The organism is Streptomyces sp. NPDC050448 (assembly GCF_040655295.1).
In the GTDB taxonomy this organism is placed as follows: Bacteria; Actinomycetota; Actinomycetes; order Streptomycetales; family Streptomycetaceae; genus Streptomyces.
In genome coordinates, this window is the sequence record NZ_JBFAJR010000005.1 from 127108 (window position 1) to 138768 (window position 11661).

The following is an 11661-nucleotide window of genomic DNA, read 5'->3' on the forward strand; positions in this document are numbered from 1 at the left end:
AGCGAACACCTAAACGAGGCGCGCGCCCGGGGGTGCCGTACGGGCAGGCACCCCCTCCCGCACCGCGCCCAGCAGGGCGTTCGCCCGGGGTGAGGCGGCCAGCGCCTCCAGGGTCAGCGGCCGTCCCGCCGAGTCGGCGAGCGGCAGCCGCCAATTGGGGTACTGGTCCCAGGTGCCCGGCAGGTTCTGCGGCCGCCGGTCCCCCACCGCGTCCGGCAGCCATACGCCGACCAGCCGGGCGGGGGTGCGCAGCAGGAAGCCGTACAGGGCCCGTACGGCGGCCTCCTCGCCCTTGGTGTCCAGGCCGAGCCCCTCCAGTACGTCCAGCCACTGGGCGGTGTCCGCGGCGTCCTCGGCCCGCTCCTGCTCCACCGGGCGGGTCAGCAGGCCGAGCCGGTCGCGCAGTTCCACATGGCCGCCGGCCAGCTTGGCGGCCGTGGGCGGCAGGTCGTGGGTGGTGGCGGTGGCCAGGCAGTCGGCCCGCCAGGCCGTGGGGGCGAGCGGCTGCCCGTCGCCCGCCCAGTCCCGTTCGAACCACAGCACGGAGGTGCCGAGCACCCCGCGCCGGGCCAGCGCCCGGCGGACCCCCGGCTCCACCGTCCCGAGGTCCTCGCCGATGACCAGGGCCCCGGCCCGATGGGCCTCCAGCACCAGGATCGCGAGCATCGCCTCGCCGTCGTACGAGACGTACGCGCCGTCGGCGGGCGGGGCGCCCTCCGGGATCCACCAGAGCCGGAACAGGCCCATGACGTGGTCGATGCGCAGGGCGCCGGCGTAGCGGAACACCCCGCGCAGCAGGGCCCGCAGCGGCGCGTACCCGGTGGCCTCCAGGCTGCCGGGCCGCCACGGCGGCAGCCCCCAGTCCTGGCCGCGCGGGTTGAAGGCGTCGGGCGGGGCGCCGACGCAGACGCCCGTCGCGTAGAGGGGCAGGCCGAAGGTGTCCGAGCCCTTGGGGTGCACCCCGACGGCCAGGTCGTGCACGATGCCGACCGCCATCCCGGCCTCGCGGGCGGCGCGCTGGGCTGCGGCGAGCTGGGCGTCCGTCAGCCAGACCAGCCAGCGGTGGAAGTCGGCCCCGCCTCTCGGATCGTCGCCGGCCTGTCCGGCGCACCACGTGGCGTGCAGGTCCAGCGCCTCGCCCTGTTCGGCGCAGAACTCCCGGTAGCCGGCCTCCCGTTCGGGGGTGCGCGGGACCGCGTACAGCAGTTCCAGGGCGGCGCGCTTGAGGGCCCAGACGGCGTCCCGGTCGATCAGCGCCCCCTTCTCCAGGACCTCGCGGCGCAGCTCCCCGCCCCGGGCGGCGAGTTCGGCGAGGGCGCCCGGATCGGGGCAGTCGGCGTACTCGGGGACGTCCTCGATCCGCAGGTGCACCGGGTCGGGGAAGCGGCGCGAGGAGGGCCGGTACGGGGAGGGGTCGGTCGGGGTCCCGGGCACGGCCGCGTGCAGCGGATTGACCTGGATGAACCCGACTCCGTGGGTGCGGCCGGCCCAGCGGGCCAGCGCGGCCAGGTCGCCGAGGTCGCCCATGCCCCAGGAGTGCTCGGAGAGCAGGGAGTACAGCTGGACGAGCAGCCCGTGGGCCCGCTCGGGCGCGGCCGGGGCCCGCTCCGGGGCCACGATCAGGGTGGCGCCACCGGTGCGGCCGTCATGGGTCTCGGCGGTGAGCCGGTGGACGCCGAGCGGCAGTCCGGGGCCCCACGCGAGCTCCTCCCCCGTCTCCTCCGCGGCCACCCGCACCCGGGTGCCCGGCGGCAGCCCGGCGGGCTCCGGCGGCACGGGTTCCCCCTGCCAGAGCACCACCGTCCGCGGCAGCAGCCGCCCGGCCGCCTCCCGTACGGCCTCCTCGGCGAGCGCCCGGATGCTCTCGTCATCGTCGGTGACGACCCCCAGCAGCCCGAGGAGCGCCTTGACGGTGGCATCCGGGACCGGGACGGTGACGTCCTCGGCGGGCTGGTAGGTGGTGGCGATGCCGTGCAGGGCCGCGAGCCGGGCGAGGTCGTCCATGTGAATACCTGTGTCCCTGTGTCTAGTCGCCTGCGGCAGCCGCCGCGGCGGATGTGGTCGGCTCGCTCGTCAGCGGGGCCTCGTCGGTGAGCGGGGGCTCGCTGGTCAGCGGCGCGTGTGCGGAACCGGCGAGCGGGGGCTCGCTGGTGAGGGGTCCTTCGGCGGGCCCGGCCTGCGCGGGCAGGTGGGCGAGCAGCGGGGTGTGCCGCGGGGCGACGGGGGTGTGTCGGGGGTGAGATGCGGTGCTCACGGGCGGTTTCTCCTTGGTCAGTAGGAGGTGTGAGGGTGGGTCAGGGGCCATGGAACACCGCCGGGGAACATCGCAGCCATACCCCGTGGGCAGCACCGCATTCCTGGCGTATCCAGGTCAGAACGCCCGCTCGCATTGACACTCCGCCCACACGGGTGGTGGGCTCGGGGTCATTCGTACGGGCGGGGAACGACTCGGGACGGGGAGGCTCCGTGCAGCTCAGGGGCAGGAAGCGGGCGACGGCCGCGGCTGTGGCGGTCATCGGGACGCTGCTGGGCGGCGGGGTGTTCGCCGGGCCGCCCGCTGCGTTCGCGGCGCCGAACGCGCCGGCCGTCCCGGCACCGGATCCCGCGACAGGGCCCGCTGCGGGGCCTGCCACCGGGCCCGTGCTCGACCCGGGCTCCGACGCACCCCGAGCGGCCGCCGAGGGGCCGGCCGTGTGGCCGCGGCCGCAGTCGATGACCGCCGACAAGGCGCGCGAGGTCCCGCTGGGCGCCGAGGCCGTACTGGTGGCGGCGCCGGACGCCGATCCGTACGCGGTCGGGCTGGTCCGCACCGCCCTGCGCGCGGCGGGCGTACAGACCCTGCACGAACCGGCCCCCGGGGCGCCGCTGCCCGAACGGGGCACCGTCGTACGGCTGCAGGGCCCCGACGCCCAGGAGGCCCTGCGGGCGCTCGGCGCGGCCCCGGCCGGGGCCGCGGACCTGCCGAACGGGGGCTACCGGCTGGCCGTCGGCAAGGCCGCGGGCCGGGACACGGTCGCGCTGGCCGGCGTCGGGGAGGACGGCCTGTTCCACGGGGCGCAGACGCTGCGCCAGCTGCTGGCGGCGGGCGGCCCGGGCAGCGGGAAGGTGCCCGGGGTGGTGGTGCGGGACTGGCCGACCGCGCCCGTGCGCGGGATCACCGAGGGGTTCTACGGGCAGCCGTGGACGCAGGAGCAGCGGCTCGCGCAGCTGGACTTCATGGGCCGGACCAAGCAGAACCGGCTGCTGCTCGCGCCCGGCGACGACCCGTACCGTACGACCGGCTGGCGCGAGGACTACCCGACGGCGCAGCAGGCGGAGTTCCGGGCCCTGGCCGAGCGGGCCCGCGCCAACCGGGTGGCGCTGGCCTGGGCGGTGGCCCCCGGGCAGTCGATGTGCCTGGCCTCCGCGGCCGACCGGGCGGCGCTGGCGCGCAAGCTGGACGCGATGTGGGATCTGGGCTTTCGCGCGTTCCAGGTGCAGTTCCAGGACGTCAGCTACACCGAGTGGGGCTGCCGGGCGGACCGGGTGCGGTACGGGAAGGGCCCGGCGGCGGCCGCGAAGGCGCACGCGGAGGTCGCGGGCGAGCTGGCGGCGCACCTCGCCGCGCGGCATCCGGGCGCGGCGCCGCTTTCGCTGATGCCGACGGAGTACCACCAAAAGGGCGCGACCGCGTACCGGACCGCCCTGGCGAGCCGGCTCGACGGGCGGGTGGAGGTCGCCTGGACGGGCGTGGGCGTGGTGCCGCGCACGATCACCGGGATGGAACTCGCCGGGGCGCGCAGCGCCTTCGGGCAGCACCCGCTCGTCACCATGGACAACTACCCGGTCAACGACTGGGACCCGGGCCGCGTCTTCCTCGGCCCGTACACCGGCCGGGAGCCGGCGGTGGCGGGCGGCTCGGCGGCCCTGCTGGCCAATGCGATGCCGCAGGGCACCCTGTCGCGGATCCCGCTGTTCACGGCCGCCGACTTCGCGTGGAACCCGAACGGCTACCGGCCGGGCGAGTCCTGGGCGGCGGCGGTCTCCGACCTGGCCGGGCCGGACCCGGCGGCCCGCCGGTCCCTGACCGCGCTGGCCGGGAACACGGCGTCCTCGGGCCTCGGCCAGCAGGAGTCGGCGTACCTGCGCCCGCTGGTGGACGAGTTCTGGCGCAGCCGCGGCTCGGGCGACCAGGCGGCCGGCGACCGGCTGCGGGCGGCGTTCACGGCCCTGCGGGAGGCGCCTGCGCGGCTGCCCGCGCTGTCGGCCGAAGCCGGGCCGTGGCTGGCGCGGCTGTCGGCGTACGGAACGGCGGGCGAGCTGGCGGTGGATCTCCTGCGGGCCCAGTCCCGCGGGGACGGGGCGGCGGCGTGGAAGGCCTCGCAGGAGCTGTCGGCGGCCCGCAAGGCGCTGGCCGAGCCGAGTACCGCCCGGGTGGACAAGGCCGTACTGGACCCCTTCCTCGCGCAGGCGGCGGCGGAAGCGGACGCGTGGACGGGAGCGGCCCGCCAGACGGGCACGGTGTCCCGGGAGCCGGACTCCTTCACGGTCAAGCTCGACACGGTGCGGCCGGTGTCGATGGTGACCGTGATGACGGACCCGCTGGCGCCGGGGGTCCGGGGCGCGGCGGTGGAGGCGCACGTGCCGGGCGAGGGCTGGCGCAAGGTCGCCGAGGCCGCGGCGTCGGGCTGGACGCAGGCGGACGTCGGCGGCCTGGGCGCGGACGCGGTGCGGCTGTCGTGGGCGGGGCCGGCTCCGGCGGTGCACCAGGTGGTGCCGTGGCTGGCGGACGGGCCGTCGGCCGGGTTCGAGCTGGCACAGGCCGTGGACGTGGAGATCGGCGGGGCCGCGCAGGTGGTGCCGGCGGAGCTGTCGGCGCTGCGACCCGGCGAGGTGCGGGGCCCGCTGTCGGCGACGGCGCCGCCGGGGGTCGACGTGAAACTCCCGGCCGAGGCCGCGGCCCCGCGGGGTACGCGGGTCACGGTCCCGGTGACGGTGACGGTGCCGGCGGGCACCCCCGCGGGCAGCTACCCGGTGTCGGTCACGTTCGCGGGGCAGACCCGGACGCTGACCGTCCGGGCGGTCCCGCGTACCGGCGGGCCGGACCTGTTCCGCTCGGCGCGGGCCTCGTCGTCGGGGGACGAGACCCCGGCGTTCCCGGCCTCGGCGGCCGTGGACGGCTCCCCCACCACGCGCTGGTCGTCCCCGCCGGTGGACGGCGCGTGGTGGCAGGCGGAGCTCCCGGCGGCGGCCCGGATCGGCAGGCTGGTGCTCCACTGGCAGGACGCGTACCCGTCGGCGTACCGGGTGGAGACCTCCCCGGACGGCGTCACATGGCACCCGGCGGCGACGGTCCCGGCATCCCGGGGCGGCCTGGAACCGGTCCGGCTGGACGCATCGGTCCCGGCCCGCTTCGTCCGCGTCACCTGCGACAAGCGCGCAACCCGCTTCGGCTGCAGCCTGTTTTCGGCAGAGGCCTACGCGGTCTCCCCGTAGCCCCGGATCCTGCGCGGGCCGCACCGGCATCGCCGATGGCGGCGATGATGGTGCGGGCCCATTCGGCGGGAGTCGGGGTGCTCAGGAGCCCGGCGAGGCGGGCGGTGTGCGCCTGCCGTTGCGCGGGGGTCATCGCGAGGGCGGTGCGCAGCTTCTCCACGAGATCGTGCGCGGAGTGCGGGTCGGTGAGGAGGGCGTGGCCCTTCACGTACGCCGCGGCACCGGCATGGCGCGAGAGGACCAGCACGCCCGACCGGCCGGTCGCCGCCTGTGCCGTGAGGTACTCCTGGGCCGTGAGGTTCATGCCGTCGGCCAGGGAGGCCACCCAGAAGACGTCGGCTGCCAGGTAGTGGTCGACGACCTCTTCGAAGGGCAGCGTCCGGGGTATGTACTCGACCGGCTCCCACCCGCCTTTGCGCCACAGCCCGTTGATTTGCGTGATGGCCCGTTCGAGCTCGGTGCGGGTGGTGTCGTACGCGCGGATTCCCTGCTCGGGCGGCGGGCACACGAGCCGGTAGTGCACCCGCCCGCGCAGCGCCGGCTGCCGGTCCAGGAGCTCCGCAAGGGCGTGGATCTTCTGCACGGGGGCCTTCGCGTAGTCGAGCCGCTCCACGGACAGGATCACCGTGCCGTCCCGCCCGGTCGCGGCGGCGGGACGGGACCGGGCGAGGGAAGCGACGGCCTGGCGGTCGATGCCCAGGGGGTGCACGCCGATGCGGGGCATCCGGGCGGCGCCGGCCAGCAGGCTACGGAAGTTCCCGGCGAACGCGGCGGTGTGGAATCCGGCCCAGTCGAGCTGTGCGAGGGATGCGCACAGCTGCTCTGCCGCGGCAAGACGCCGGAACGTCCGCGGGTCGGGGAAGGGCGTGTGGTGGAACAGGCCGACCGTCAGATCGGGTCGGCACTGCTTGAGCAGACCGGGGACCAGCCACAGGTTGTAGTCGTGCAGCCACACCGTTGCGCCGTACTCGGCATGGGCGCTGACGTGCTGCGTGAAAGCGGCGTTGACGGCTTCGTAGTCCGCCCAGTCGGCCGGGTCGTGCCGGATGAGGTGCGCCTGGGAGACCAGCGCGGGCCACAGCGTCTCCTTGCAGGCCCGGTGGAAGTACCCGGCCCACTGGCCGGCCGGCAGCGGAAGGAGGGCCAGGGGCAGCCCCGGTGGGACCGTCGCCGCCGTGGAGGCGTCCTCGGTCGTGGCAGCGGCCCACACGGCGTCCAGCCGCCCATCGGCGCCGGCCCCCAGGGCGGACACCAGGGTCGGCAGGATTCCGTTGGGGCTGGCCGGCTGCCGCCAGCGTCCCTCGTACCGCTGCCACGGCGGCCGGTGGTATCCGATCACCACACGCTTGGGGCGCTCCACCCAGCCGAGCCGTTCCAGTGCGTGCAGCACGGCTGCGGCGCCGTCGAGTTCCGGGTGGTGGACCAGCGGCTCGGCGGCCACCTGCGCGACCAGTGCGGGCTCGGCGTTGCCGACGACGACCCCGTGCGTGCCGAGGCGGAAGAGCGACAGGTCGTTGAGTGAATCCCCGGCAACGAGCAGGTGCGCCCTCGGCCAGTGGAGGCGGCGCATGAGTTCCCGCAGGGCCGGGCCCTTGCCCGCGCACGCCGGAAGTACGTCGAAGTACAGGTCCGCGGAGTACGTCCAGGAGCATCCCAGCTCCTCCACGGCCGTCGTGATCTCGTCCGACAGGTGCTCCGCGGCCAGGTAGTAGGAGCACCGGCCCTCCTGTACCACGGCGTCCTGGGGCACGAGCTGCGGAAACCGGCGCAGCGCCCGCCGGACGCGCCGGCGTCCCGGCCAACCGGTGCGCAGCGGTCGCTCGAGGGACTCGGAATGGGACATGTCCGTGGTGTCGATGATGCTCGCCCCGACGTCCGCGATGATCCAGCGCGGCCAGGGGGCCAGGGGCTCCTCGGCGAGCATGGTCCGCACCGAGGAGAGGCTGCGGCCCGTCGCGTAGACCACGGTGATGTCGGGATGCCGGTCCAGCGCGTGACGCAGACGGCTCCGGCTGTCCTCGTCGCCTGCCAGGAGCGTGCCGTCGAGGTCGGTGACCAAGACCCTTTCGCGCGGGGTGGTGTCGGCCCGGTCCGGGCCGCCGTGCGGATCTGCCGGACTGCCCATGGCATTTCCTTCCTCCGGCCCCCCGGGGTGGAAGCTTCGAGGGATGTCACCAGGCAGGGTCGTGGGTCACCGGGTCGATCGCTGCGGCGTCGGAGTGAGGGGAGTGAGGGGAGCCGGCGGTGTTCCGTTCGGTTCCGAGTGCTTGCTGGACGGCTCGCACGGCCCGGCCCAGCCTCGCCGCGTGCACGTCGTGGCTCGCCAGGAGGCGATCGACGGTCTCGCGCGGCGCGTCGGCGGCGCAGCCGAGCAGTTCGTCGACCAGTCGGGCATTGCCGAGGGCCGGGTCCGCATCCCGTCCGTCCGGCGGCGTCACCGGAACCGTTTCCGGGCCGTGCGCAACGGTGAAGGCGAAGGAGACGTCTCCGTCGGCGGCGCCGCGGCCCGCGGGCCAGGTGGCCGAGGGGTATTGCGTGAGGGTGACGTGAACGTGGGTGTACCCGTGGCGGGGCTTCGTGTGCTCGGTCTCCGGTGACACCGCAGTACCCCTTCCTGTGAACGGGCAGCTTCTCCACCATCGCCTCCGGCCGGGTCGCAGGCACCTCGGGCTCTTCCGTTGGAGTGATGCGCGGCCTCGCGGCGCAGCCGCCGGGACCGTGCACGGGCCCGCAGCGCCGCAGGGGCTCGCCCGCCGTACGGCGGGCGCGGGGCCGCGCCACGAGAGCACCGCCCGCAGGCCGCCCCCACGACGGCCGGGTCCCGGCGGTTCCGGGCCCGGCGGCCGGGCGGGGGCTCCGGCGGCGGTCAGGAGGCTGCCGCGCCGATGCGGTCCAGGGCGTCCTCCGCCCCGTACGGCTGGAGGTACGGCATCCAGCGCGGATCGCGGTGCCCCGTCCCGATGATCCGCCACGCCAGCCCCGACGGCGGAGCCGGCTGGTGCCGCAGGCGCCAGCCGAGCTCGAGCAGGTGCCGGTCGGCCTTGACGTGGTTGCACCGCCGGCATGCGGCGACCACGTTGTCCCACGCGTGCTGCCCACCCCGGCTGCGCGGGATCACGTGGTCGACGCTCGTGGCGACCCCGCCGCAGTACATGCAGCGGCCGCCGTCGCGGGCGAACAGCGCGCGGCGGGTGAGTGGAACGGGCCCCCGGTAGGGGACCCGCACGAAGCGCTTGAGCCGGACCACGCTGGGCGCGGGGACGGCTCTCGTCGCGCTGTGCAGAAAGGCGCCGGATTCTTCCAGGGAGACAGCTTTGTTCTCCAGGACGAGGACGAGCGCGCGGCGGAGCGGTACGACGCCGAGCGGCTCGTACGACGCATTGAGGACCAGGACGTGCGGCACGGACTGCCTCCTTGTACGCCGGCGGCGCGTGGCTCGCGCCGGGACGATCTGCTCTCCAGTCTCTCCTTACGGCTGGTCGAAGCGCCACCACGCGCCCGTAACGGGTCCGAGGTGTTTTCAACCACACCTGGTTCATCCCCAGGTGAGTCTGGTCTCTCCCTCGAACACGGCAACGGGGTCACGGGAATGCCCCGTTAGTGTGGATGGCCTGCCCTGCACACCCGTTCCGCGGGCAGACCGCTACACCTGGAGGTTCCCGTCGTGCCCTGGCCTGCCGCCCTGCTGCCCCTGGCAGCCGACACCCCGGACCCGGCCGCTTCGGTCAAGGAGGCCCACGAGAGCGTCACGAACGCCGCCAGCTTCATCGAGGAGAACTGGGCCGGATGGCTGTACCTGAGCCTGAAGATCCTGCTGATCCTGGTGATCGCGGCCGCGTTCCGCTCCCTGGTCCGCAAGTCGCTCACCAAGCTGATAACGCGGATGAACCGGGGTGCCGAGGCCGTTGAGGGCCTGGCGATCGGCGGACTGCTCGTCAACGCGGAGCGGCGGCGGCAGCGCTCCGAGGCGATCGGTTCGGTCCTGCGTTCGGTGGCCTCGTTCCTGATCCTCGGCACGGCCGGGCTGATGGTGCTCGGCGCCCTGGGCATCAACCTCGGCCCGCTGCTCGCGAGTGCCGGCGTGGCCGGTGTGGCGATCGGTTTCGGTGCGCGGAACCTGGTGACGGACTTCCTGTCCGGCGTGTTCATGATCCTGGAGGACCAGTACGGCGTCGGTGACAAGATCGACGCGGGGGTGGCCTCCGGCGAGGTCGTCGAGGTCGGCCTGCGCGTCACCAAGCTGCGCGGGGACAACGGCGAGATCTGGTACGTCCGCAACGGCGAGATCAAGCGGATCGGCAACCTCAGCCAGGGCTGGGCGACCGCGGGCGTGGCCGTCCAGGTCAAGCCGTCGGAGAGCCTCACCCACGTCCGCGAGGTGGTCGGGCACGTCGCCGGGGGCATGGCCAAGGAGTCCCCGTGGGACGAGCGCCTGTGGGGCCCGGTGGAGGTGCTGGGCCTGGACGAGGTGCTACTGGCCTCGATGACGGTGAAGATCTCGGCGAAGACGATGCCCGGCCAGCAGTTCTCCGTGGAGCGCGAGCTGCGCTGGCGGATCAAGGAGGCCTTCGACGAGGCCGGGATCCGGATCATCGGCGGTCTGCCGGCCGCCGGAGGCGACGAGGACGAGGCCCCGGCCGACCCGTCGGCCGCCGTGGAGCCGCCGTCGGCGCTCGCGAACCCGGCTTCCCCGCAGTCCCTGGCCACCGCCCCGATCCCGCCGCAGGCCGCCGGCACCCCCCGGATCAGCAAGTAGCACCTCTCACCACGCCGCTGCCCCCGCAGGTTCATTTCTGCGGGGGCAGCGGCATTGACACAGCTCAAACACCGATAGGAAACTTACCTAACAGTTTCTGGCCGCGGCGTGAGCCGATGACGGAGAGAGCGCTCATGACCGGCACCACCCCCGGAACGCCCAGCCTGCTGCGCGTCATGAACGACCGCGCGGCGCTGGACCTGCTGCTGGAGCACGGGCCCCTGTCCCGCACCCGGATCGGCCGGCTCACCGGGCTCTCCAAGCCCACCGCCTCCCAGCTGCTGGCCCGCCTCGAAGCCGCCGGGCTGGTCGTGGCCACCGGCACCGCCGGCGGCCGCCCCGGACCCAGCGCCCAGCTGTACGGGGTCAACCCGCGCGCCGCCCACGTCGCAGGTCTGGACGTCACCCCGAGCGGCATCGTCGCGGCCGTCGCCGATCTCACCGGCGAGGTGACCGGCAGCCACGAGCTCCCGTACGCCGAGGGCACCGGGGCCGTGGACCGGGTCGCCCGGGCCCTCGGCGAGGCCGTCAAGGACGCCGGGCTCGAGCGCTCCGACATCCACCGTGTCGTCATCGCCACCCCGGGGTCCTTCGACCCGCGCACCGGGGCACTGCGCTACGCCGAGCACCTCCCCGGCTGGCACTCCCCCACCCTCCTCGAGGAGCTGGCGGCGGCCCTGCCGATGCCGGTCGAGTACGAGAACGACGTGAACCTCGCCGCGATCGCCGAGCAGCGGCTCGGCGCGGCGCGCGGCCACGGGGACTTCGTCCTGCTGTGGAACGAGGAGGGCCTCGGCGCCGCCCTGGTGCTCGGCGGCCGGCTGCACCGCGGCTGGACCGGCGGCGCCGGCGAGGTCGGGTTCCTCCCCGTGCCGGGGCACCCCCTGGTCCGGCAGGTCACCCGGGTCAACTCCGGTGGCTACCAGGGGCTGGCCGGCGTACAGGTGGTGCCCGAGATGGCGGCCGGGCTGGGCATCGGGATGCCGCCCGAGGCCGCCGCCGGGCCGGGGCACGACGCCGGGCGGGGGCACGGCGCCGGGCGGGGTGCCGGGCCCGAGGCCGAGTCGGGGACCCTGGTCTCCACGGCCGTCGCGCTGCTGGGCCGGGCCGCCGAGCAGCCCGACGGGGCGAACCTGCGGCTCCTGCAGCAGTACGCCACCGCGCTGGCCACCGGTCTCGCCTCGCTGGTCGCCGTACTGGACCCCGAGATCGTGGTCCTCTCCGGCGCGGTGACCGCGGCCGGCGGGGACGTGCTGCGCGAGCTCGTCGAGGCCGAGCTCGCCGATCTCGCCCCCTCCCGGCCCCGCCTGGTCTCCGGCACCGTGCGCGAGCGGCCCGTACTGCGCGGCGCGCTGGAGAGCGCCCTCGCCGCCACCCGCGACGAGGTCTTCGACACCTCGCGCCGCTGACCGCCCCGCCTCCCGTACGGC

General features: G+C 75.1%; 8 protein-coding genes. 3 read left to right on the top strand and 5 right to left on the bottom strand.

The genetic code is table 11. From position 1 onward, the window contains the following. Positions 1 to 9: 9 nt before the first annotated feature. The gene (locus AB0I68_RS08975) at positions 10 to 2004 is read right to left on the bottom strand and encodes a 4-alpha-glucanotransferase (protein ID WP_363176541.1); all 1995 of its coding nucleotides are present in this window, start codon (positions 2002 to 2004) and stop codon (positions 10 to 12) included. Positions 2005 to 2026: 22 nt separating this feature from the next. Then, entirely contained in the window at positions 2027 to 2305 is a 279-nt protein-coding gene (locus AB0I68_RS08980; RefSeq protein ID WP_363176542.1) for a hypothetical protein, read from the bottom strand. 161 nt (positions 2306 to 2466) lie between these two features. On the opposite strand from AB0I68_RS08980, the gene AB0I68_RS08985 reads away from it, so the two are divergent. Beyond that, positions 2467 to 5475 carry a beta-N-acetylglucosaminidase domain-containing protein gene (locus AB0I68_RS08985; RefSeq protein WP_363176543.1) on the top strand — a complete coding sequence of 1003 codons (3009 nt, stop codon included), beginning with the start codon at positions 2467 to 2469 and terminating at the stop codon, positions 5473 to 5475. Here AB0I68_RS08985 and AB0I68_RS08990 read toward each other — a convergent pair. The 3 genes from AB0I68_RS08990 to AB0I68_RS09000 form a co-directional block, all read right to left on the bottom strand. Then, positions 5402 to 7600, bottom strand: coding sequence for a trehalose-6-phosphate synthase (locus AB0I68_RS08990; protein ID WP_363176544.1), 2199 nt, complete (start codon positions 7598 to 7600; stop codon positions 5402 to 5404). The two genes, AB0I68_RS08985 and AB0I68_RS08990, sit on opposite strands and share 74 nt — an antisense overlap. Positions 7601 to 7646: 46 nt before the next feature. Further along, positions 7647 to 8075 carry a hypothetical protein gene (locus AB0I68_RS08995; RefSeq protein ID WP_363176545.1) on the bottom strand — a complete coding sequence of 143 codons (429 nt, stop codon included), beginning with the start codon at positions 8073 to 8075 and terminating at the stop codon, positions 7647 to 7649. Between the two features lie 266 nt (positions 8076 to 8341). Further along, positions 8342 to 8878, bottom strand: a complete 537-nt coding sequence (locus AB0I68_RS09000; protein ID WP_356869055.1) for an HNH endonuclease — start codon at positions 8876 to 8878, stop codon at positions 8342 to 8344. A 261-nt stretch (positions 8879 to 9139) separates the two neighbouring features. Between AB0I68_RS09000 and AB0I68_RS09005 the strand changes: the two genes are divergently transcribed. Then, positions 9140 to 10231 (top strand): mechanosensitive ion channel family protein, encoded by a 1092-nt coding sequence (locus tag AB0I68_RS09005; protein ID WP_363176546.1) that lies wholly within the window; start codon positions 9140 to 9142, stop codon positions 10229 to 10231. Between the two features lie 134 nt (positions 10232 to 10365). Next, the gene (locus tag AB0I68_RS09010) at positions 10366 to 11640 is read left to right on the top strand and encodes an ROK family transcriptional regulator (RefSeq protein ID WP_363176547.1); all 1275 of its coding nucleotides are present in this window, start codon (positions 10366 to 10368) and stop codon (positions 11638 to 11640) included. The last annotated feature ends 21 nt before the right edge of the window (positions 11641 to 11661 follow it).